The 23,725-nt window shown below is 61.1% G+C and carries 18 protein-coding genes; 13 read left to right on the forward strand and 5 right to left on the reverse strand.

The window, feature by feature from the left end; genetic code table 11:
- Positions 1–4: 4 nt before the first annotated feature.
- The 8 genes from C9E91_RS15600 (at position 5) to hemH (ending at position 7,691) form a co-directional block, all read left to right on the forward strand.
- Entirely contained in the window at positions 5–289 is a 285-nt protein-coding gene (locus C9E91_RS15600) for a YciI family protein (RefSeq protein ID WP_107109181.1), read from the forward strand.
- A gap of 26 nt (positions 290–315) precedes the next feature.
- Positions 316–684 carry a nuclear transport factor 2 family protein gene (locus C9E91_RS15605; protein WP_107109182.1) on the forward strand — a complete coding sequence of 123 codons (369 nt, stop codon included), beginning with the start codon at positions 316–318 and terminating at the stop codon, positions 682–684.
- A gap of 9 nt (positions 685–693) precedes the next feature.
- Positions 694–1,599 (forward strand): heme-dependent oxidative N-demethylase family protein, encoded by a 906-nt coding sequence (locus C9E91_RS15610; protein ID WP_107109183.1) that lies wholly within the window; start codon positions 694–696, stop codon positions 1,597–1,599.
- Positions 1,600–1,735: 136 nt separating this feature from the next.
- Complete coding sequence (locus C9E91_RS15615; protein ID WP_107109184.1) at positions 1,736–3,187, forward strand: homospermidine synthase; 1,452 nt, start codon at positions 1,736–1,738, stop codon at positions 3,185–3,187.
- Positions 3,188–3,368: 181 nt separating this feature from the next.
- Positions 3,369–3,743, forward strand: a complete 375-nt coding sequence (gene omp10, locus C9E91_RS15620) for an outer membrane lipoprotein Omp10 (protein WP_107109185.1) — start codon at positions 3,369–3,371, stop codon at positions 3,741–3,743.
- A 34-nt stretch (positions 3,744–3,777) separates the two neighbouring features.
- A complete protein-coding gene (locus C9E91_RS15625; protein ID WP_107109468.1) occupies positions 3,778–4,098 on the forward strand; it encodes a hypothetical protein in 321 nt (106 codons plus the stop codon).
- A gap of 150 nt (positions 4,099–4,248) precedes the next feature.
- Positions 4,249–6,567, forward strand: a complete 2,319-nt coding sequence (locus tag C9E91_RS15630; protein ID WP_107109186.1) for a 5'-nucleotidase C-terminal domain-containing protein — start codon at positions 4,249–4,251, stop codon at positions 6,565–6,567.
- Between the two features lie 98 nt (positions 6,568–6,665).
- Positions 6,666–7,691, forward strand: a complete 1,026-nt coding sequence (gene hemH, locus C9E91_RS15635) for a ferrochelatase (RefSeq protein WP_107109187.1) — start codon at positions 6,666–6,668, stop codon at positions 7,689–7,691.
- Between the two features lie 56 nt (positions 7,692–7,747).
- On the opposite strand, the gene C9E91_RS15640 is transcribed toward hemH, so the two are convergent.
- Positions 7,748–8,656 (reverse strand): S1C family serine protease, encoded by a 909-nt coding sequence (locus C9E91_RS15640; protein ID WP_107109188.1) that lies wholly within the window; start codon positions 8,654–8,656, stop codon positions 7,748–7,750.
- A 364-nt stretch (positions 8,657–9,020) separates the two neighbouring features.
- On the opposite strand from C9E91_RS15640, the gene C9E91_RS15645 reads away from it, so the two are divergent.
- Entirely contained in the window at positions 9,021–10,034 is a 1,014-nt protein-coding gene (locus C9E91_RS15645; protein WP_107109189.1) for an SPFH domain-containing protein, read from the forward strand.
- 2 nt (positions 10,035–10,036) lie between these two features.
- Positions 10,037–10,495, forward strand: coding sequence for an NfeD family protein (locus C9E91_RS15650; RefSeq protein ID WP_107109190.1), 459 nt, complete (start codon positions 10,037–10,039; stop codon positions 10,493–10,495).
- Here the strand turns inward: C9E91_RS15650 and C9E91_RS15655 are convergent, their stop codons facing one another.
- Positions 10,496–11,491: a KpsF/GutQ family sugar-phosphate isomerase gene (locus C9E91_RS15655; RefSeq protein WP_107109191.1), complete on the reverse strand. Its 996-nt coding sequence runs from the start codon at positions 11,489–11,491 to the stop codon at positions 10,496–10,498. It abuts the gene before it with no gap.
- 195 nt (positions 11,492–11,686) lie between these two features.
- On the opposite strand from C9E91_RS15655, the gene C9E91_RS15660 reads away from it, so the two are divergent.
- Positions 11,687–13,213, forward strand: a complete 1,527-nt coding sequence (locus C9E91_RS15660; RefSeq protein ID WP_107109192.1) for an outer membrane beta-barrel protein — start codon at positions 11,687–11,689, stop codon at positions 13,211–13,213.
- Between the two features lie 173 nt (positions 13,214–13,386).
- On the opposite strand, the gene galU is transcribed toward C9E91_RS15660, so the two are convergent.
- The gene (gene galU, locus C9E91_RS15665; RefSeq protein WP_107109193.1) at positions 13,387–14,274 is read right to left on the reverse strand and encodes a UTP--glucose-1-phosphate uridylyltransferase GalU; all 888 of its coding nucleotides are present in this window, start codon (positions 14,272–14,274) and stop codon (positions 13,387–13,389) included.
- Between the two features lie 206 nt (positions 14,275–14,480).
- On the opposite strand from galU, the gene C9E91_RS15670 reads away from it, so the two are divergent.
- The gene (locus C9E91_RS15670) at positions 14,481–15,704 is read left to right on the forward strand and encodes a lytic murein transglycosylase (RefSeq protein ID WP_107109194.1); all 1,224 of its coding nucleotides are present in this window, start codon (positions 14,481–14,483) and stop codon (positions 15,702–15,704) included.
- An 87-nt stretch (positions 15,705–15,791) separates the two neighbouring features.
- The gene (locus tag C9E91_RS15675) at positions 15,792–16,994 is read left to right on the forward strand and encodes an SGNH/GDSL hydrolase family protein (protein ID WP_107109195.1); all 1,203 of its coding nucleotides are present in this window, start codon (positions 15,792–15,794) and stop codon (positions 16,992–16,994) included.
- A gap of 47 nt (positions 16,995–17,041) precedes the next feature.
- Here C9E91_RS15675 and C9E91_RS15680 read toward each other — a convergent pair whose 3' ends face one another.
- Positions 17,042–18,496 carry a glutamate synthase subunit beta gene (locus tag C9E91_RS15680; protein ID WP_107109196.1) on the reverse strand — a complete coding sequence of 485 codons (1,455 nt, stop codon included), beginning with the start codon at positions 18,494–18,496 and terminating at the stop codon, positions 17,042–17,044.
- Between the two features lie 178 nt (positions 18,497–18,674).
- The gene (gene gltB / locus C9E91_RS15685) at positions 18,675–23,402 is read right to left on the reverse strand and encodes a glutamate synthase large subunit (RefSeq protein WP_107109197.1); all 4,728 of its coding nucleotides are present in this window, start codon (positions 23,400–23,402) and stop codon (positions 18,675–18,677) included.
- Positions 23,403–23,725 lie beyond the last annotated feature (323 nt).

Raw genomic sequence — 23,725 nt, forward strand, 5'->3', positions numbered from 1 at the left:
CGCAATGTTCATCCTCTCCCTGACCTATCTCAAGGGCAATGACGAAGCCGACGAGCACATGGAGCCGCATATGGCCTGGGTGAAGGAAGGTTATGCGAAGGGCTGGTTCCTCGCGTCCGGCCGCAAGGTGCCGCGCACTGGCGGCATCATCTTTGCCCTGGGCGACCGTGATGAACTGGAAGCCTATGTCGCAGCCGATCCCTTCACCATCCACGGCGTCGCCGCCTATGAAGTGACGGAAATCGCTCTGACGACCGTCGTGGAAGGTTTGGAGGCGCTGAAAGCCTGATTGAAAACCGGGAGGGCGTCGCCGCGATGGATGATCTCAGTCAACATCTGAAACAATTGGAAGAACGGCTTTTCGATCCGGCGGTGCGTGCATCGAGACCGGCGCTGGAGGAACTGTTGTCCGCCGAGTTTCGCGAGATCGGCAGTTCAGGCATGCTCTATACGTTTGGCGACATCGTCGATCGGCTCACCGAGGGCGAGCCCGACGGCATTTCACGGGTACTGACCGGTTTTGAATTAAAAATGCTCTCCGATACGCTCGCGCTCGTGACCTATCGTGCAACCCTCCACTATCCGGATGGACGTGACGTCAGGACGCTCCGCAGTTCGATCTGGCGGCTGGAAGCGGTCGAGCGCTGGCGGATGCTCTTCCATCAGGGAACGTTGACTCAGTAGGCTCCATCCATGACCTTGTTGACCTACACACCCTATGACGGCTCCGCAAAGCCCTTCACCATTGGTCTCTTGCCGCTCGATCCGGCAAGATGGATCGAGCCGGACGCCGACCTCAGGCGCTACCTCGATGAAAAGCGAGAGCTTCTTCGCGATCATCGCGACGATATTTTCGTTTCCGAAGACGGATCGGAGAATGCGCAGCAGGAATGCCTTGATCTTCTGAGCGCTTATCTCTGCGAACAGCATCCCGCGATCTATCGTCGTCAAGGCGATATCGTCTCCGCCGCCGGTCACGCGATCGATCTCGCCGATCCCTACCTACCGCCGCTTCTGAAAGCCGGTTCGCTCGTCGCCGACGATCTCGTCATCATGCGGCGCAAGGAGAATGGCTGGCATCTCGTCGCCGGCCATGTCGCCTTCCCCTCCTCCTGGTCGCTCCAGGAAAAATTCGGCCGGCCGATGCAGGCGATTCATGCCGACGTGCCCGGTTTCAGCGAGGGCACCCGCAATGCCGTTCTCATCAACCGCATCTTCGACAATCTGCAGGTGACGCAGCCCGTCGAGCGGATGAACTGGTCGGTGAGCACGACAAACGAATTGTCCCTCCCGACTTCGAAGCACAGGCGACCGCCGGCCAGCACGGCTCCCACGCTCGAAACCAGCTTTGCCCGCGTCGAGCGCCAAACGCTACGCAAGCTGCCGGTATCCGGCGATATCCTCTTCACCATCCGCGTCTATGTCGACCCGATCGCGGCGATCGCCGGCCATCCCAAGGCCCCGGAACTGGCATCGAGCTTTGCCGCACAATTGGATGCTTTGGATGAACAGCAGACGGCCTATAAGGGCCTCACCCATCAGAAAGCAGAGTTGGTGAGGCAATTGCGAGCGCTTGCGGAAGTTGCGTCACCGGATTGACATTTACCCGATAAGCCAGGACGGCTCTTTATTGTGACATGAATTTATGGTTAGAGCCGTTCACCTCGCATTTTCGCGCAAACACTGATTGAATTTCAGCGACCGAACGGCGTCCTGCCTTTCGAAGGAGAAAAGAATGACGGAACAGAACTATCCGGTATATGCCGAAATTACCGGTCCGATCGTGATGATCGGCTTTGGCTCCATCGGCCGCGGCACCCTGCCCCTGATCGAGCGCCATTTCAAATTCGACAAGAGCCGGATGGTCGTCATCGACCCGCAGATGGACGCCGAGCACCTGGCGATCCTCGAGAAGCACGGCGTCCGTCATATCCAGGAATATGTCACCAAGGACAACTACAAAGACCTCCTGAAGCCGCTCCTGACGGAAGGCGGTGGCCAGGGCTTCTGCGTCAACCTCTCGGTCGATACCGGCTCGCTCGACCTGGTCAAGCTTTGCCGCAAGCTCGACGTGCTCTACATCGACACCGTCGTCGAACCTTGGCTTGGCTTCTATTTCGACAAGAACATGAAGAATGCCGACCGCACCAACTACGCTCTGCGCGAAACCATGCGCAAGGAGAAGGCAAAGAATCCCGGCGGTGCGACGGCGGTCTCCACCTGCGGTGCAAACCCGGGCATGGTGTCCTGGTTCGTCAAGCAGGCACTCGTCAATCTCGCCAATGACATCGGCGTCAAGTTCGAAGAGCCGGATCAGCATGACCGCGAAGGCTGGGCCAAGCTGATGAAAAAGGTCGGCGTCAAGGGCGTCCACATTGCCGAGCGCGACACGCAGCGCACCAAGCATCCGAAGCCGCTGAACGTCTTCTGGAACACCTGGTCGGTCGAAGGTTTCATCTCTGAAGGCATGCAGCCGGCCGAACTCGGCTGGGGCACGCACGAAGAGTGGATGCCGAAGAACGCCAAGAAGCACAAGAAGGGCTGCCAAGCCGCCATCTACCTGGAACAGCCGGGCGCTAACACCCGCGTCCGTACCTGGTGCCCAACCCCGGGTCCGCAATACGGCTTCCTGGTCACCCACAATGAGTCGATCTCGATCGCCGACTATTTTACCGTGCGCGACAAGGACGGCGACGTCACCTTCCGCCCGACCTGCCACTACGCCTACCATCCGGCCAACGATGCCGTGCTTTCGCTGCACGAGATGTTCGGCAATGGCGGCACGCCGCAGCCGGTTCACCACGTCCTCGATGAAGACGAACTGGAAGACGGCATCGACGAACTCGGCGTACTGCTCTATGGCCACGACAAGAACGCCTATTGGTACGGTTCGCGTCTGTCTCTCGAAGAGACCCGCCGCATCGCTCCATACCAGAACGCAACCGGCCTGCAGGTAACCTCCGCAGTGCTCGCCGGCATGGTCTGGGCGCTCGAAAATCCGACCGCCGGCATCGTCGAAGCGGACGAGATCGACTACAAGCGCTGCCTCGAAGTGCAGTTGCCATATCTCGGCCCGGTTGAAGGCCACTACACCGACTGGACGCCGCTTGACGGCCGCCCGGGCCTGTTCCCGGAAGACATCGACACCAAGGATCCTTGGCAGTTCAGGAACATCCTGGTTCGCTGATCGACAGATCATCCGAACAGTCAGAAATTCGAATGCCCGCACAGGTCGTGCGGGCATTTTTGTTACGTTTGTTGGATAAATCGAAGTGACGGGTTCTGGAGCCTTGCTTTCGCCAGATGGCCACGCCATGGTTCCCGCAACCAATATGACATTAGTCCGCCTTCAATCGCGGGAGATATTTATGAAGATCAGAACCAGCATTGCCCTTCTTGCCGCCGCCGCAGCGTTGTCCGCCTGCGTCGATTTCGGCGGATCGAGGTCTCCGCCGGCCATGCACGCCAGCGTCCAGCCGCAGACAGGGGTAGAAGGCAACTGGAGCGATGCGAACGGCCTCATTTCGACCTTCCAGGCCGGCACCTTCACCACGCACACCACCGACAGCAACACGGTTCTGGCTTCGGGCACCTATAGTACCGTTTCCCCCAGCCTGATCGAAATCAACATGACGTCGCTGGTGCGCAAGACGCAGTCCAAGATCAACTGCGCCCTGATCAACCCTTCTCAGCTCAACTGCACCTCCGATGCCGGGAAGCAGTTTTCGCTCAATCGTCGATAGGGGCTGAAACAGGCTCTGCGGACGGATGAAAGCCATGCGTAGAATGGCGCTCTATCTCGTTCTCATCGCCTCCTTGCCGCTCGCCATCCTGGCGGCGGCTTTGCCTGCCAACAGCTATAAAGCACAAGGAATCGCGGCGCTCGATTGCGACGGACCGATGAGCGTCTTCATCATCGCCCTGCCTGCCTTGCTGATCTATGCCATCGGCACGATCCTGCTTTACCGCGATCGGCGCCGGCGCCTTCATCGCGTCGCAGCACTTTGCTGCCTGCTCGTCACTCTTACCATCGGCTGGAATCTCGTCGCCGCCGTGCGAGAGTCCCATGGTACTGCCTCCATTGAGGCCTGCGCCTGACGCAGCGACTTCTTTCAGGCAAATTTGCAAAATCCTAATAAACCCAACAGCTTTTGCTTGCGCTCTTTCCGCCGCGATGGAAAGATTCGACACGGGGGTACCGCCGCGGGACATGGGCGGGCCGGATATGGTGAGCAACAGGAGAAAGAGATGACGAAGCCCTTCGGTATGGGTCTTTTGGCCGCCGCGGCCTTGGCGCTCAGCGCCAGCACCGCCTTCGCGGATTACCAGCTCAACATTCTGCACTTCAACGATTTCCATTCGCGCGTGGAATCGATCAACAAGTTCGACGCGACCTGCTCCACTGCGGAAGAAAGCAAGAATGAATGCTTCGGCGGGGCAGCACGGCTGAAGACCGCAATCGACCAGCGTCGCGCCGCACTCGCCGGCCAAAATGTCCTGTTGCTCGATGCCGGCGACAATTTCCAGGGCTCACTGTTTTACACGACCTACAAGGGGGCTGCCGAGGTCGAATTTCTCAACGCTATGAAGCTCGACGCCATGACCGTGGGCAACCACGAATTCGATGATGGCGAAGGCCCGCTTGCCGCTTTCCTCGACAAGGCGCAATTCCCGGTCGTCACCGCCAATCTTGTCGTGGACGAGCAGTCGAAAATCGGCGACCGCATCAAGAAATCGATCGTGCTCGATATCGGCGGCCAGAAAATCGGTATCGTCGGCGCGGTCACGACCGAGACGCCCGAACTCTCCTCGCCTGGCCCGCATATCAAGATCACCGACGATGCGGCTGCCATCAGTGCCGAAGTGGATGCACTGAAGGCGCAGGGCGTCAACAAGATCATCGCGCTCACCCATGTCGGCTATCCGCGCGATGTTGCCCAGATCGCCAGGATCGCCGGCGTCGATGTCGTCGTCGGCGGTCATTCGCACACGCTGCTGTCGAATACCGATCCGAAAGCGGCCGGCCCCTATCCGACCATGGTCGACAACCCGGCGGGCTATAAGGTCCCGGTCGTCCAGGCCGCTTCCTACAGCAAGTATCTCGGCGACGTCGTCATTACCTTCGATGACAACGGAGTCGTCAAGGAAGCCAAGGGCGATCCGATCCTGCTCGATTCTTCGATCAAACCGGACCCGACCATTGCCGCCCGCGTCCAGGAAATGGCCAAGCCGATCGAGGAACTGCGCCAGAAGGTCATTGGCGCTTCGCAGGCCCCGATCGAGGGCGCACGCGAGATTTGCCGCGTTCAGGAATGCTCCATGGGCAATCTCGTCGCCGATGCCATGCTCGACCGTACGAAAAACCAGGGCATCTCCATCGCCATCCAGAACGGCGGCGGCCTGCGCGCCTCGATCGGCGCCGGCGACGTCACGATGGGCGACGTGCTGACCGTGCTGCCGTTCCAGAATACGGTCGCCACCTTCCAGTTGACGGGTGCCGATGTGAAGGCAGCACTGGAGAACGGCCTCAGCCAGATCGACGACGGCGCCGGCCGTTTCCCGCAGGTCGCTGGTCTCAAATATACCTTTGACAAATCAAAGCCGCCCGGCGACCGCATCGTCTCCATCACGGTGCAGGAAGGCACGGAGTTCGTGCCGCTAGACCCTAACAAGACCTATGGCGTCGTCAGCAACAATTACATGCGCGCTGGCGGGGACGGTTACGTGGTCTTCGCAAAGAATGGCAAGAATGCCTATGACTTCGGCCCCGATCTGGAAGGCGTCGTTGCCAATTATCTGGCATCGCACAATCCCTATAAGCCCTACACCGATGGCCGCGTGACGCAGGTCGGCGGCACCGCGGCCACCGCCCAGCCAGAGGCAGGCAAGCCGGCTGCAACGCAAGAGGCAGCGGCATCGGATCAGAAACCCGTCCCGGCTCCGGCCGATACCGGTGCAGCTTCCTCCACAACAGCTCCTGCTGCCTCGACACCCGCCACCACGACACCCGATACGTCAACATCTCAGACGACGGCACCCGCCGCGACTGCTCCGACGACTGCCGCGCCGGCAACAACAGCCCCCGCGACTGCCGCTCCCGCCACGACAACGGCGCCAGCCGCTTCAACGCCGAGCACCACCACGACCCCAGACACGTCGACGTCTCAGACAACGGCGCCCGCAGCGACCCCGCCGACGACCACCACCGCCCCCGCTACAACGGCTCCGGCTGCTGCTGCTCCGGCCACAACGACGACAGCGCCCGCCGCTTCGACGCCCGAGACCAAAGCACCGGCAACGACTGCGCCCGCCACAACGACCACCACGCCGACGACAACGGCTCCTGCTACCACAATAACTCCGGAGACCGCCGCACCAGTGCCCCAGGCTAGCGAGCCGCCGAAAACACCGGCTACCCACGTCATCGCCGCCGGCGACACGCTCTGGGATATCGCCAAGACCTATTACGGCGATGCCGGCGCATGGCACAAACTCGTGGCCGCCAATCGCAATCTCAAGCCGCGCCACCTCACCATCGGTCGCGAATTGAAGATTCCGGCCAAGTAAGGACGATTTGTCCCGTAAAAGTCAGCCGGTCCGGGCTTTCCCGGGCCGGCTTTTGTTCCTATGTGAGGTGCTCCGTTTCGTTGAGAGGAACACAATTGATGATCGCAGAAGCCTCGGCCGGCCAACCGCAGCAAAAATCCGGCAAGATCGGCGTCCTTCTCGTCAATCTCGGCACGCCCGATGGCACCGACTACACGTCGATGCGGCGCTATCTGCGCGAATTCCTGACCGACAAGCGTGTCATCGAGTGGTCGCCGTGGAAATGGTATCCGATCCTGTTCGGCATCGTCCTCAACACCCGCCCCGGCAAGGTCGGCAAGGCCTATGAGACGATCTGGAACAAAGAAAAGAACGAGAGTTTCCTACGCACCTATACGCGCAACCAATCGGATTTGATGGCCGCTCGGCTGATGGATCTGCCGAACGTCGTCGTTGATTGGGGCATGCGCTACGGCAAGCCTTCGATCGGTGAGCGCATCCAGGTGCTGAAGGATCAGGGGTGCGACCGTATCCTGCTGTTTCCGCTCTACCCGCAATATGCGGCCGCGACCACCGCCACCGTCAACGACAAGGCTTTCGAAAAGCTGATGGCCATGCGCTGGCAGCCGGCGTTGCGCACCGTGCCGGACTATCATACCGACCCGACCTATATCGAGGCACTCGCGAACTCCATCACCCGGCACCTCGCGACACTCAACTGGCAACCGGAGAAGATCCTGGCCTCCTTCCACGGCATTCCACTTTCCTACTCCGAGAAGGGCGACCCCTATTATCGACAATGTGTCGAGACCAGTCGGTTGCTGCGTGAAAAGCTTGGCTTGTCCGAAGACCGGTTCATGCTCACCTTCCAGTCCCGCTTCGGACCGGAGGAATGGCTGCAACCTTACACGGACAAGACGGTGGAGAGCCTTGCCAAGGAAGGCACGAAACGCATCGCCGTCCTCAACCCCGGCTTCGTCTCGGATTGCCTGGAAACGCTTGAAGAAATTGCCGAACAGGCAGCCGAATCCTTCCATCACAATGGCGGCGAGAAGTTCACGCACATCCCCTGCCTGAACGATAGCGAAGATGGCATGCGGGTGCTGGAGAAGGTGGTGAGACGGGAATTGCTGGGCTGGGTTTGAAGTCCGCCATACGCCTGCGGCGCCGGATGCTATTCCACCGCCGCGACGGCAGTGCTTCACTGCAATTGCGGCTTCCTGAGAAAGCTGCTGCGATCAGCCGATTTGACGCGTAGCCATGCTTCCCGGCCGTTGCGCAATATCCTCATGGGGATTTCCGCGCCGGCGGGGCCGCTTTCCCATACCTTGCGGTAAAAATCGGCCAGGCTGTCGACCTCGCCGTCCCGGATTTCGGAGATGACATCGCCTCGCTGCAAGCCCGCTTGAGCGGCCGGGCCTCCTTCCGCCACGCTCATGACCACGACCTCGCCGTTGCTTTCAGCGGAGAAAGCACCGAGCCAAGGTCTCGGCGGCTTGTTGACCTGGCCTCGGTTGAGCAGGTCATCGAGAATAGGCGGCAGCAAATCGATCGGCACGACCATATTGATATCGGCCGTCTCTTCGTTCTGGGAGGCCATCTGCAGGTGAAGCGAGCCGATGCCCAGAAGCTTGCCGTGCGCATCGACGAGCGCAGCGCCGCCCCATGAAGGATGAGCGGGCGCGACGAAGATCGCCTCCTCCAGCAGATATTCCCAATATCCGGCGAATTCCTGCTTAGCCACGATATTTGCCCGGACGAATTGACCGACACCGTCGGCAATCACCACGGGATCGCCGATCCCAGCCTTGGCCACATTGCCGAATTCCAGTGCCGGAACCCCAAGCGAGCCAAGCGCCTGGACCAGACCGAAGCCGGTTTCCTGATCATAGGCAAGCGCATGAGCGGGAACCACCCGGCCGTCATGGGTCGTCAGCCAGACCTCCTCGGCTTCGGTGATCAGATAGCCGATCGTGAGTACCAGTCCGTTATCCCTGATGACTACGCCGCTGCCTTCCCGCCGGGTTCCCAACGCGCCAGCCGTAAAGGCATCTTCCGGAATTGAAGCGTGCACGGCCACGATTGACCGCAAAGTCCTGTCGATATTCATCGTCTCACCCTGGTGATGCGCCACGCCATGGCTCGGAGAGCCGCGCGGCGGCAGAAACCGGATACATTTCCTCCCCTTAAGGTATGAACATGTGTGGTCAGGTGCAAGGCCTGAGTGAAATTGAGAGGGCGCCGAAACCGTCCGTTCGGACCGAAAGCGCAAGATTTCCGCCCGCCCTTTTCACGCCGTCAAGCGAGGCACACGGTTGGCTTTCACGGCCCATTCCGCCCTTGCCGAGAACATGCTAACCCACCACATCAGATTGATCTGCTGCGCCGCCTGTTCGCCCGAATGCGTAGAGATCGCGGCAGTGTTTTGAAGTGACGCAAATCCTGCATCGTGCAGGGCGTCCATGGAGGATTTTATGGTCGTCGGTGGTTTCAGCATCGTCGTGGTCGCTTTTGTAATTCTAGTCATCCTGGTGCTGTTTGCCGGGATCAAGACCGTGCCACAGGGATATCGCTATACGCTCCAACGCTTCGGACGCTACACGCGCACACTCGAGCCGGGCCTCAATCTGATCGTGCCCTTCATCGATTCTGTTGGCGCACGCATGAATGTCATGGAGCAGGTGCTGGTCGTCCCGACCCAGGAGGTCATCACCAAGGACAATGCGAGCATAGCCGCGGACGCCATCGCCTTCTATCAGGTGCTAAACGCTGCGCAGGCCGCTTACCAGGTGACCAATCTCGAAAATGCCATTCAGAATCTGACCATGACCAATATCCGCTCCGTCATGGGCTCGATGGATCTCGATGAGCTGCTTTCCAATCGTGACGCCATCAATGACCGATTGCTGCGCGTCGTCGACGATGCGGTACACCCCTGGGGCATCAAGGTCACTCGTGTCGAGATCAAGGACATACAGCCGCCAAAGGATCTGGTCGACGCAATGGCGCGGCAGATGAAGGCCGAGCGCGAAAAGCGCGCCCAGGTGCTTGAGGCGGAAGGCCTGCGCAACGCGCAAATCCTACGGGCCGAGGGCTCCAAACAGGCTGCGGTGTTGCAGGCGGAAGGTCAGCGTGAGGCAGCTTTCCGCAATGCGGAGGCCCGCGAACGCCTGGCCGAAGCGGAAGCCAAGGCGACACGTATGGTTTCGGAAGCGATCGCCGCAGGCGACATTCACGCCATCAACTATTTCGTCGCGCAGAAATATACGGAGGCACTGACATCCATCGGCACGGCCGGCAATTCCAAGATCGTGCTGATGCCAATGGAAGCCGCTTCGCTCATCGGTTCGCTCGGCGGTATCGGCGCTATCGCCCGCGAGGTCTTCGGCGACAGCAATAATGGCGATACGCCTTCGCAGCCGTCACGTCCGCGTGCGGGCGCAACGCGATCGACCCCCTCCGTCAATCCGCTGCCGCGGGAGAGTTGAGCATGCTCGACAATCTCATTGGCGAACTTGGGCCATGGAGTTGGTGGGTGGCCGGTTTCGTACTCCTGGCTGCCGAACTCATCGCACCCGGTTTCTTCCTGGTCTGGATCGGTCTTGCCGCCGTCATCGTCGGCGCTCTCTCTTTGGCATTTTGGGACAGCGCCTTCTGGATCTGGCAGGTGCAACTGCTGGTCTTTGCGGCCTGCGCCATCATCGTCACCCTGCTCGGCCGCCGCTATGTCTACAACAACAACCAGATAACGGATGAGCCCTTCCTCAACCAGCGCGGCGCGAGCCTGGTCGGCCGCACGGCAACGCTCAACGAGCCGATCGCCGAAGGCCGCGGCCGGATCCGCCTGGACGATACCTATTGGACTGTGATGGGGCCGGACCTGCCGGCCGGAACCCGCGTCAAGGTCGTCGCCAGCAATGGACGCGATCTGACCGTCGAAATGGCGTGATCAGGCGACGCCGATCCGCAGCAGATCGTGGAAATGGACGATGCCGACAGGCCGCCGGGCGTCGTCGACGACGATCAGCGCCGAGATATTGTGACGGTTCAGCACTGCCATTGCGCCGGTCGCCAGCGTCGTTTCCTTTACCGTCTTCGGATTGCGCGTCATCACATCGTCCACCCGCATCTCTGCAAGGCTGCCGCCGAGATTGCGGGCAATATCGCCATCGGTGACGATGCCGCACAGGCAACCGTCGTCATCGATCACGCCGACGCAGCCGAAACGCATTTTCGATAGCGTCATCGCCGCTTCCGGCATGCCGGTGCCAAGGCTAACCAGAGGCACGCGGTCACCCTTGTGCATGATATCGGCGACATGCGAGAGGCTGGCGCCCAGCTTGCCACCGGGATGGAAGGTGCGGAAATCCTCGGCCGTGAAGCCGCGCGCTTCCAGCAGTGCTACGGTCAGCGCATCGCCGATGGCAAGCTGCAGCAGCGTCGAGGTCGTCGGTGCGAGCCCATGCGGGCAAGCTTCCTGCTCCTTGGGCAGCAGCAGAACTACATCCGACTCGCGCGCAAGCGTAGAGGTTTCACCGGCGGTGATGGCGATCATCGGAATCGAGAAGCGACGGGAATAGCTGATGATGCCGCGCAGCTCGGCGCTTTCGCCGCTCCAGGATATGGCGATGATGACGTCATCCTGCGTGATCATGCCGAGATCGCCGTGATTGGCTTCGACCGGATGCACGAAGAAAGCCGGTGTTCCCGTGGACGCCAGGCTTGCGGCGAGCTTGTTGCCGATATGGCCGCTCTTGCCGACACCGGTGATGACGACGCGGCCGCTGATGTCGCCGATGATCTCCACCGCGCGGCTGAAGGGCGCGGCCAGACCATTGGTCAGGGCGCGTTCCAGCGCCTCCATGCCCAGTCTCTCGGTCTCGATCGTCCGTATTGCGGATTCGATCGCACCGTTCTCGATCAGTCTTACAGCTCTCTTGTTCATGAGCGAGGCCTAACGCTTTTCTCTATTTCTGTCCACCCGAGATCGATTTTGTGCAGCGGAGATGGGTCGTCGCACCATCAAAGCAAGTTCCGTCACATGACTCCTTGTAGTCCTCTGGCAAGGAAGCGTTAACCATGGGCCTTTACGCTTGGGTAAGAATTTAAAGCATTTCAAGTAAGGTCAGACATAGATCAAATGAACATCGGCAAGAACAAGGCGGGTGGTGTTTCCCTCCGGCTGACGGCATGCGCTGCATCCGCTCTGCTGGGTTGGGTTGCGCTCGCCATGCCGATGCCGGTTCAGGCGCAATCGCTCAACACCAGCCAGAGTTCTAATCCGGCGACAGCATCGACCGACACGGACAGTTTGGATCTGCCCGGTTCGGACACGACGGGCGCGACATCCTCCAGATCCATGACGACCAACGCCGCGAATCAGGCGGCAACGGATGCGGATAGTCCGTCCAGCGCGTCTCTCCGGCTCGGCGGCATCGATCCCACGACGACGGGCTCCACGCTGGATAACGATCTGCGCCGCGTCAATCAGCGCGAGACCAGTGTCGACGATCTGAAAGCGCGGCAGCATCCGGACCGTGAGGATGTGCAGGGCATACCGCTTGGCACCTTCACCTTGCGCCCTTCCGTCAACCAATCCATCAACGTCGAGAGCAACCGCACCGGCTCGACCAATGACGACCGTAGCTTTCTGCAAACCGATCTGCGCAGCACCTTGACGTCGGATTGGGACCGCCATGCCCTGACCGTCACCGGCGAGGGCGTCTGGCAGAAAAACCTGAGCGGCACCGGCGCCGAACAGCCGACCGTCAATATCAACGCCGATCTGCGCCTTGACCTTCCCGCCGATACGACAGCGCATATCATCGCCGGCTATCAGTTCTACCGCGAAGACACCAGCGACCCGAACGCCATTGCCGGCGCTTCGAAGCAGTCGGCTGTCAATCAATTCAATACCGGCGCATCGCTGGAGCGCGATTTCGGCCTGCTGCGCGGCACGACAGCCGTCGGCCTGACCCGCACCATCTATTCCGACGCCACCCTGTCGGACGGAACACAGGTGACGCTCAGCGACCGCAACCAGACCGCCGGCACCTGGCGCGGGCGCATCGGTTACGAGCTTTCGCCTGTGCTCATCCCCTTCCTGGAGGCCGATCTCGGCCGCACCTTCTACGACCAGTCGCACGACAGCAATGGCTACGCCCGCTCGAACCAGAGCTACGGGGGCAAGGCGGGCGTCGAGCTCGACCTCGGCGACAAGATGAAGGGCGAACTAGGCTTCGGCTATCAGCATACGGAATTCGACGATTCGCGCCTCGCTTCGATCGATTCGCCGACCGTCGACGGCAATCTCGCCTGGTCGCCGCAGCGCGGCACCGATGTCAGCATCGGCCTTTCGACAACGGTCCAACCCTCCACGACGGCGGGCGAAAGCGGCTACACCGCCTATCAGTTGACGGGCACGTTGAGCCAGGAACTGCGCGACGATCTCACCGCCAAAGTAACGGGCGGCACCATCTGGCGCGTCTATCCCTCCGGCAGCACCACCTCCGACGAAACCGAATATGATGCCGCGCTTGGCCTCACCTGGGGCATCAACCGCTATCTCGATCTGACGAGCAATGTCGGCTACCAACTGACGTCACGAACGACGGGCGATGATACGCGGCAGCTCCAGGCGGGCGTGGGATTGACGGTGAAGAGGTAGAAACTGCCTAGACAGATTCGATAGGAGCGAGGGTCGTTTCTTGTCCGAACATCAGGACTCGGTTCGTCCCTGCCTACCCCCTCTCTTGCAATTTCTAAAAATTAGGCGAGGGACAAGCCCTCGCCTAATCCTAAGAAATTGCTTTCTCGCCCGCCAGGGGCGAGATGAGCTTGTTACTTCAGCGCTTCGACCAGTGCCTTGAACCCGTCCTCGATGGTAGGACGGATGTCGGCGCGGGCGAGCGCGAAGGCGACGTTGGCGAGGATGAAGCCATCCTTGGCGCCACAGTCGAAAGTCTGGCCGCGGAAGTGATAGCCGGCGAAATCCTGCTGCTGGGCAAGCTTCAGCATGCCGTCCGTCAACTGGATTTCGTTGCCCGCACCACGCTCCTGACTTTCCAGGATGTGGAAGATCTCCGGCTGCAGGATGTAGCGGCCGTTGATGAAGAAGTTCGACGGAGCCGTGCCCTTGGCCGGCTTTTCCACCATTTCGGTGATGCGGAAGCCGCTGCCGATCGTCTCGCCGACGCCGACGATGCCGTATTTATGGGTCTGGTCCGGAGCGCATTCCTCGACGGCGATGACGTTGCCGCCGCTATGCTCGTAAAGCTCGATCATGCCCTTCATGCAGCCCTTTTCGGCACGCATGACCATGTCGGGCAGCAGCAGCGCGAAGGGTTCGTCGCCGACGATCTCGCGGGCGCACCAGACGGCGTGGCCGAGACCGAGCGGCTCCTGCTGGCGTGTGAAGCTCGCCGTGCCGGCCTTCGGCAGCAGGCCGTTCAGCAGCGACAGCTCGGCATTCTTGTTGCGCTGGCGAAGCGTCTGCTCGAGTTCGAACTGAATATCGAAATAGTCCTCGATGACATGCTTGCTGCGGCCGGTCACGAACACGAAATGCTCGATGCCGGCTTCCATCGCCTCATCGACGACGTACTGGATTACCGGCTTGTCGACGACGGTCAGCATCTCTTTCGGCACCGCCTTGGTCGCCGGCAAGAACCGCGTCCCTAGTCCGGCGACCGGAAATACTGCCTTACGCACCTTTTTATGCTGTCCCACTCATACCTCCTGGGAATTGCGTCGCTTTTGCGCCAAAGCTACTCGAAGGGTCAGTAGTATAAATTTGCTACTGTTTTGCAAATGATGACTGACCCCGGCTTCCATGGTAAAGAATTTGTTGACTTCGTTCCTGTAGTGTCACGCTTGGGCGAATGCCACGGGCATCGCCGCACCCGAAATCCAAGTATTGATGGACACGGCTGTTGATGACCCCAAACCGCAAACACTCCCTTCGTGGTCTCGCCCTGGCGCTCGCGCTCGGTGCCGTTGCGGGACTAACCCCCATTAACGCCAATGCGGACGCTGGGTTCCAGAAATGGATCGCGGGCTTCTACGATACCGCAGCCAAAAGCGGCATCACGCAGTCAACCTATCGCAAAGCATTTGCCGGCGTAACGGACCCAGACCCCACGGTCCTAGAAAAAGCTCAGTACCAACCGGAATTCAAATCCGAGATCTGGGATTATCTAGATTCCCGCGTCAATCCCTATACCGTTGATGTTGGCCGGAAGATGGCGGCCAAATACGGTTCCACACTTCGTTCCCTTGAACAGCATTTCGGCGTGGACCGCAATATCATCCTGGCTATCTGGTCGATGGAATCGAATTACGGCGCCGTGCTCGCCAAGGACGAGAAGCTGCATTACGTGCCGCGTGCTTTGGCAACTCTCGCCTATGCCGATCCGAAGCGTGCTGGCTACGCCAAAAAGCAGTTGATCGCCGCGTTGAAGATCCTGCAGAGCGGCGACGTGCCGCGCGAAGAGCTCAACGGCTCCTGGGCCGGCGCCATGGGCCACACGCAATTCATCCCGACCAGCTACCTGCTCTATGCGGTCGACGCCGATGGCAATGGCCATGCCGATATCTGGAACTCCATTCCCGACGCGCTGGCAACGACCGCCAATCTGCTGGCAAAGAACGGCTGGAGCACTGGCCGCACCTGGGGCTACGAAGTGACCGTACCGCCCGGCGGCGCGGCGCAACTCGGCAAGACCCACACGATCGCGCAATGGGCTGCCATGGGTTTCGTACGCCCGAACGGCAAGAGCTTCCGCCTCACCTCCGACCGCGCGCAACTGAAGATGCCGGGCGGACCTAACGGCCCCGGCTTCCTGATGGCCGGCAACTTCTTCACCATCAAGCGCTACAATGCCGCCGATAGCTACGCGCTTGCCGTCGGCCTGCTTGCCGATCAGATCGCCGGCTCTGGCGGCATGCAGCAATCCTGGCCGCGCCCGAGCGGTACGCTGGATGTGAAGCAGAAATTCGAGCTGCAGACCCGCCTGAAGGAACTCGGCTATTACGACGGTGTCGTCGACGGCAATTTCGGCTCCGGCTCCAAGGCCGCCATTACCGCCGTTCAGCAGCGATTCGGCATGAGCGCCGACGGCGAGCCGTCGATGAACCTGTTGAACGCCCTGCGCAAATAGGTCGCCGCGGTCGCAATGAGTCTTGGATTCTCTGGACGGCAGCGCCGCTTTCATGCGACCATGGCGCAGCGAGCGGAAAAGAGCCCGATGAAAAACCGACCTGTCCGCGCGGCCATGGCTGCTGCGAAAGCGATCCTCACGGCGCTTCTTGCAGTATGCTTCGCGTTTGCCTGCCTGCTCACGACGGCCGAAGCGCAGGAGCGGCCGCGCAGGACATTGCTCGACATGCTGTTCGGCAGTTCGGAACCCGATATTCCCGAGCAGCAGCCTGCGCCGAGACGCACCATACGGCCGCATAAACGAGTCGCTCCGCCGCCACGCCAGGTGGTGGTGGCTCAGCCGGAGACGCCGCCGGAGATCCCGAAACTGCCCGACGCCAAGACGATCCTCGTCGTCGGCGATTTTCTGGCGGGCGGCCTTGGCGACGGATTGGGCGATGCCTTTTCCACCTCTCCCGGCGTCGTCGTGCAGACGCGCAGCACGGTCGCCTCCGGCCTTGTGCGCCAGGATTATTATAACTGGCCGCAGCAACTGCCCGCCATGATGGATCAATTGAAACCGGCCCTGGTCGTCGTCATGATCGGCGCCAACGACCGCCAGCAGATGACGGGTGACGGGCTCAATGAAAAATTCGGCACCGATCCATGGTACCTCGCCTATGAGGAACGCGTGGAGCAGTTCGGCAAGCTGGTGACGAGCCGCCATATCCCCCTGCTCTGGGTCGGCCTTCCACCCTTCGGTTCAAGCCAAATGACGGCCGACGCCGTAAAGCTCAATCAAATCTACCAAAGCCAAGTCGCAAGTATCGGCGGCGAGTTCATCGATATCTGGGATGGCTTCACCGACGAGAACGGCGCGTTCATCGTCACCGGCTCAGACATCAACGGCCAGCAGGTGCGGCTCAGAACCGCCGATGGCATCAATCTCACGGCAGCGGGAAAACGCAAGGTCGCCTTCTACGTCGAAAAACCGACGCGCCGGTTACTCGGCGATCAGGCGAGCCCGGATATCACCCGCCTCGACACCGGCAATCAACTGCCAGCCGAACAGGTCAATCTGCCGGCAACGGAGATGGAAAAGATCACCCGCACACAGCCGGTCAGCCTCTCCGATCCCAATCTCGACGGCGGCGCGCAGCTCCTCGGCGGCACCCCCGCCCAAACCTCGGTCAGCGAATCTCCTCGTGACCTCCTGGTCGAGAAAGGCCAAATGGCCCCGGCACCGACCGGACGCGTCGACGACTATCGGCTGCCGACGCCGGATACGCCGGTAGACAACTCCGCAAAATAAAAGGGCCGCACTTCGCGGCCCTCTAAATATCAGCAGATGCGCTTCGCTTACCGCGGCAGCACTGTCGAGCCCATCAGGGCCTCGTCGATCGCGCGGGCGGCCTGGCGGCCTTCGCGGATGGCCCAGACGACCAGGGACTGGCCGCGGCGGACGTCGCCGGCGGTCCAGAGCTTATCGACCGAGGTCTTGTAGTCCTTGTCGTTGGCGACGACGTTGGTTGAGCCGCGCTTGTCGGTGTTGAGCGTCAGCTTGCCGTCGAGTTCCTTCAGCACGCTGTCGGTGAAGGGGCCGCGGAAGCCGATGGCGATGAAGGCGAGATCGGCGCGGATGACGAATTCCGTCCCGGCGATCGGCTTGCGGCGCTCATCGACTTCGCAGCACTTCACGCCGGTCAGCACGCCGTCTTCGCCCATGAATTCCAGCGTTGCCACCTGGAATTCGCGCACGGCACCCTCGGCCTGCGAGGAGGAGGTGCGCATCTTCGTCGCCCAGAAGGGCCAAACAGCGAGCTTGTCTTCCTTTTCCGGCGGCTGCGGGCGGATATCGAGCTGGGTCACCTTGACAGCACCCTGACGGAAAGCGGTGCCGACGCAGTCGGATGCCGTGTCGCCGCCACCGACGACGACAATATGCTTGCCGCCAGCGAGGATCGGATCGGACGGCCAACCGATACTGTCGATGTTTTCACGGCCGATGCGGCGGTTCTGCTGCACGAGATAGGGCATGGCGTCATGGACGCCGGCTAGCGTCGTGCCGGGAATGCCCGCTTCGCGCGGGGTTTCCGAGCCGCCGCAGTAAAGAACCGCATCATAATCAGCCAGAAGCTGCTCGGCCTTGACGTCCACGCCGACATTGACGCCGCAATGGAAGGTCACGCCTTCGCCCTTCATCTGCTCGACACGGCGATCGATGAAGTTCTTCTCCATCTTGAAGTCCGGAATGCCGTAGCGCAGCAGCCCGCCGGGCTTCGTCTCGCGCTCGTAGACATGGACATCGTGACCAGCCCGGCCAAGCTGCTGAGCCGCTGCCATGCCGGCAGGGCCGGAGCCGATGACGGCGACCTTCTTGCCCGTATGGACGGTTGCCGGTTCCGGACGGATGAAGCCGAGCTCGTAGGCCTTGTCGGCAATGGCCTGCTCGACCGTCTTGATCGCGACCGGAGCATCCTCGAGATTCAGCGTGCAGGCTTCCTCGCAAGGCGCGGGGCAGACGCGGCCGGTGAATTCCGGGAAGTTGTTGGTCGAATGCAGGTTGCGGATCGCCTCTTCCCAATTGTTGTTGTAGACGAGGTCGTTCCAGTCCGGAATCTGGTTGTGAACCGGGCAGCCGGTCGGGCCGTGGCAATAGGGAATGCCACAGTCCATGCAACGCGCGGCCTGTTTCTGTACTTCCTGGTCCGACATGGGGATCGTGAATTCGCGGAAATGCCGGATGCGATCCGATGCCGGCTGATACTTGCCAACCTGCCGGTCGATTTCCAAGAAGCCTGTTACCTTGCCCATGCTTTCGTTTCCTCACTCAAAATAGAGGAGCCGATGGCTCCCGTGCCTGAAGGCAAATCCCGCTGCCCCGTCCGGCACTGTAATTCAAAACCGATTCCGCTTTTCGACAGTTGCGATCGCCAGTTCGGCGATCGCAATCGGACGCGAAATCCTCGAAGGGAAGACGAGCCGCAGCGGATCACTCCGCCGCCACGCCCATCCGGCTACGCTCCATCTCTTCCAGCGCACGACGGTATTCGACCGGCATGACCTTGCGGAATTTCGGGCGGTAGTCGGCCCAGTGATCGAGGATCTCCTTTGCCCGCGTCGACCCGGTGTAGTGGAAATGGTTCGAAATCAACTGGTAGAGGCGCTCTTCGTCGTGGCGCGTCATGTCACCGGAGACGTCGACGCGTCCCTTGTGCATGAGGTCGCCGCCGTGATGATGCAGCTTCTCCAGCAATTCATCCTCTTCCGGAACCGGTTCCAGCTCGACCATCGCCATGTTGCAGCGGCGGGCGAAATCGCCCTTCTCGTCAAGCACGTAAGCGACGCCGCCCGACATGCCGGCTGCGAAGTTGCGGCCGGTTTCGCCAAGCACGACGACGACACCGCCGGTCATGTATTCGCAGCCGTGGTCACCCACGCCTTCGACGACGGAGATGGCGCCGGAGTTGCGCACCGCGAAACGCTCGCCGGCGACGCCACGGAAGTAGCACTCGCCTTCGGTCGCACCGTAGAGCACGGTGTTGCCGACGATGATCGAATGTTCGGCTGAGATCCGCGAGTTTTCCGGCGGACGGATGATGATGCGGCCGCCCGAAAGACCCTTGCCGACATAGTCGTTACCGTCGCCGATGAGGTTGAACGTGACGCCGCGTGCCAGGAACGCGCCGAAGGACTGCCCGGCGGTGCCTCTCAGCGTGACGTTGATCGTGTCATCCTTCAGGCCACGGTGACCATAGCGCTTGGCGACGGCGCCCGACAGCATCGCGCCAGCCGAACGATCGACGTTCTTGATGTCGACTTCGAAGGCGACAGGCGTCTTGCTGGCAAGCGCCGGCTCCGCCTTCTCGATCAGCTTGCGGTCGAGAATGTCGACGATCGGGTGCTTCTGCACGGTCGTCCAATAGGTCTCTTCCTTCGGCGCCTCGACCTTGTGGAAGATGCGGCTGAAGTCGAGCCCCTTGGCCTTCCAATGGGCGAGCATATCGTCCTTCTCCAGCAGTTCCGAAGCGCCGATGATGTCGTCCAGCTTGGCGGCGCCAAGCGAGGCGAGGATTTCGCGCACTTCCTCTGCAACGAAGAAGAAGTAGTTGATGACATGCTCCGGCGCGCCCTTGAAGCGCTTGCGCAGGACCGGGTCCTGCGTCGCGACGCCAACCGGACAGGTGTTGAGGTGGCACTTGCGCATCATGATGCAGCCGGCCGCAATCAACGGCGCGGTGGCAAAGCCGAATTCGTCTGCGCCGAGCAGCGCGCCGACGATGACGTCGCGGCCCGTCTTCAAGCCGCCATCCACCTGCAGGGCAACGCGTGAGCGCAACCCGTTCAGCACGAGCGTCTGCTGTGTCTCAGCAAGGCCGATTTCCCAAGGCGAGCCGGCATGCTTCAGCGACGTGAGCGGCGATGCGCCCGTGCCGCCATCGAAGCCGGCGACGGTGATGTGATCGGCGCGCGCCTTGGCGACACCGGCGGCGACCGTGCCGACACCGACTTCCGAGACGAGCTTGACCGAGACATCCGACGTCGGGTTGACGTTCTTCAGGTCGAAGATGAGCTGCGCCAGATCTTCGATCGAATAGATGTCATGATGCGGCGGCGGCGAGATCAGGCCGACACCCGGCGTCGAATGCCGGGTCTTGGCGACGGTGGCGTCGACCTTGTGGCCGGGCAATTGACCGCCCTCGCCGGGCTTCGCACCCTGCGCAACCTTGATCTGCAGCACGTCGGCATTGACCAGATATTCCGTTGTCACACCGAAGCGGCCCGAGGCGATCTGCTTGATCGCCGAGCGTTCCGGGTTCGGCGAGCCGTCGAAGAGCGGCATGTAACGGTCGGATTCCTCGCCGCCTTCACCCGTATTCGACTTGCCGCCGATGCGGTTCATGGCGATTGCCAGTGTCGTGTGCGCCTCGCGGCTGATCGAGCCGAAGGACATGGCGCCCGTCGAGAAGCGCTTGACGATATCGGCTGCCGGCTCGACCTCGTCGACCGAGATCGGCTTGCGGCCGAGTGCTTCCGCACCCTTGACCTTAAAAAGACCGCGGATGGTGTTCATCCGAAGCGCCGACTGGTTGACCATCTCCGAGAACTCGCGATAGCGGTCTTCGGCATTGCCGCGCACGGCATGCTGAAGGGCGGCCACGGCATCCGGGGTCCAGGCGTGGCTTTCGCCGCGCATGCGGTAGGCATATTCACCGCCGATATCGAGCGTGCTTGCCAGAATCGGGTCACGGCCGAAGGCCGACCGATGACGGGCAACGGTTTCCTCGGCGATGGTTTCGAGGCCGATGCCTTCGATCATCGTCGCCGTGCCGAAGAAATATTGATCCACCAGTTCCTGCCGCAGGCCGATCGCATCGAAGATCTGCGCGCCGCAATAGGACTGATAGGTCGAGATGCCCATCTTCGACATGACCTTGAGGATGCCTTTGCCGACCGCCTTGATATAGCGGTAGACGACTTCGCTCGCATCGACTTCCTTCGGGAAATCGCCGCGCTGATGCATGTCGAGCAACGTGTCGAAGGCGAGGTAGGGGTTGATCGCCTCCGCGCCATAGCCGGCGAGCAGGCAGAAATGATGCACTTCGCGCGGCTCGCCGGTTTCAACGACGATACCGACCGATGTGCGCAACCCCTTGCGGATCAGGTGATGGTGGACGGCCGCAGTCGCCAGCAGCGCCGGGATCGCGATGCGGTCCGGGCCGATCTGGCGGTCGGAGAGCACGATGATGTTGTAGCCGCCGCGAACGGCCGCCTCGGCACGCTCGCAGAGACGATCGAGCATTTCCGGCATGCCTTCGGCACCGCGTTCGACATCATAGGTGAAGTCGAGCGTCTTGGTGTCGAAACGATCCTCCGTATGGCCGATCGAACGAATCTTTTCCAAATCGCCATTGGTCAGGATCGGCTGGCGTACTTCCAGCCGCTTGGCGTTTGCCATGCCGGTATGGTCGAGTAAGTTCGGACGCGGGCCGATGAAGGAGACGAGGCTCATCACCAGCTCTTCGCGGATCGGGTCGATCGGCGGGTTGGTTACCTGCGCGAAGTTCTGCTTGAAGTAGGTATAGAGCAGCTTCGGCTTGTCGGACATGGCCGAGATCGGCGTATCCGTACCCATGGAGCCGATCGCTTCCTGCCCCGTCGTCGCCATCGGCGACATCAGGATCTTGGTGTCTTCCAGCGTATAGCCGAAGGCCTGCTGGCGATCGAGCAGCGACACGTCGCGGCGTAGCGCCCGCGGCTCCACCGGCTTCAGGTCTTCGAGGATCAACTGCGTGCGGTTGAGCCAGTTACGATAGGGATGCTTGGTCGCAAGTTCTGACTTCACCTCGTCGTCCGAGATGATCCGGCCCTTTTCCATATCGATAAGCAGCATCTTGCCTGGCTGCAGGCGCCACTTCTGAATGATCTTTTCTTCCTCGACCGGCAGAACACCGGCCTCGGACGCCATGATGACGCGATCATCGTTGGTGACGAGATAGCGGGCCGGACGCAGGCCGTTGCGGTCGAGCGTCGCGCCGATCTGCTTGCCATCCGTGAAGGCGACAGCAGCCGGACCATCCCACGGCTCCATCAGGGCGGCATGATATTCGTAGAATGCCTTGCGTTCCGGCGCCATCAACTGGTTGCCAGCCCAGGCTTCCGGGATGAGCATCATCACGGCATGCGCCATGGAATAGCCGCCACGCACGAGGAATTCGAGCGCGTTGTCGAAGCATGCCGTGTCCGACTGCCCTTCGTAGGAAATCGGCCAGAGCTTGGAGATATCGTCGCCGAACAACGGCGAAGACACCGATGCCTGGCGCGCCGCCATCCAGTTGACGTTGCCGCGCAACGTGTTGATTTCGCCATTATGGGCAACCATGCGATAGGGATGCGCCAGCTTCCACGACGGGAAGGTGTTGGTGGAGAAACGCTGATGCACGAGGGCGACCGCCGATTCGAAACGCGGATCGGAGAGGTCCTTGTAATAGGCGCCGACCTGATAGGCGAGGAACATGCCCTTGTAGACCACGGTCGAGTTCGACAGCGAGACCGGGTAGAAGTTGCTCTCTTCGCCCTCATATTCCGCATAGATGCGGTTGGAAATCACCTTGCGCAGGGTGAAGAGGCGGCGCTCGAATTCCTCATGCGTGCCGGCGTCTCGGCCGGCGCCGATGAAGACCTGCACATGATGCGGCTCGGTGGCAGCGATTTCCGGCGCCTTGGAGAGCGAGGAGTTGTCGACCGGCACGTCGCGGAAGCCGAGCAGAACCTGGCCCTCCTCGGCGACGACCTGCTTGATGGCCGTCTTGAAATGCTCGATCAGCGCCGCGTCGCGCGGCAGGAAGAAATGGCCGACGCCATATTCCCCGGCCTTCGGCAGGATGACGCCCTGCGCCGCCATCTCCTCGCGGAAGAAACGGTCCGGAATCTGCACGAGAATGCCGGCACCGTCGCCCATCAGCGGATCGGCGCCGACAGCGCCGCGATGCGTCAGGTTTTCCAGAATGAACAGGCCGTCGCGCACGATCTGGTGCGACTTCTGGCCCTTCATATGCGCGACAAAGCCAACGCCACAGGCGTCATGTTCGTTGCGCGGATCGTAAAGGCCCTGTTTCGGCGGGATACCGAAGGCGGCACGTTTCGACGTATTGACCGTAGCGGCAGCCTTTGCTGCTGCGATGTGGTCAAAAGTCTTGGACGGCGTCCTGTTCGTCATCGTTTTCCCTCCGGTAAGGCCCGCATCACGGGCGATCCTTCGTCCCGCGCCGCCCCGTTATCAGGTCCGACGCGCGACAGCGCTGTTGCATTGTGAAGATCGGGCCGCAGACCATGACCCCTTGGTGGAGCCCGTCGTCAGCGTTCCGCGCCTTGCTTATTCCACCGCCGCTCCACTTGGTCGCCTGACGGCTCCACGGGACATGCTCGCGATAACTATAGCTCGAAATCCCGATATCGTCAGGACCCTCTAGCGCATCTTCGGCCTTGGCGGCCAAAATAGGACAGCAACCCTGTCCTAATTCATCAGCTCTATGCCAGAAA

Source organism: Rhizobium sp. SEMIA4064 (genome assembly GCF_003025035.1).
In the GTDB taxonomy this organism is placed as follows: domain Bacteria; phylum Pseudomonadota; class Alphaproteobacteria; order Rhizobiales; family Rhizobiaceae; genus Rhizobium; species Rhizobium paranaense.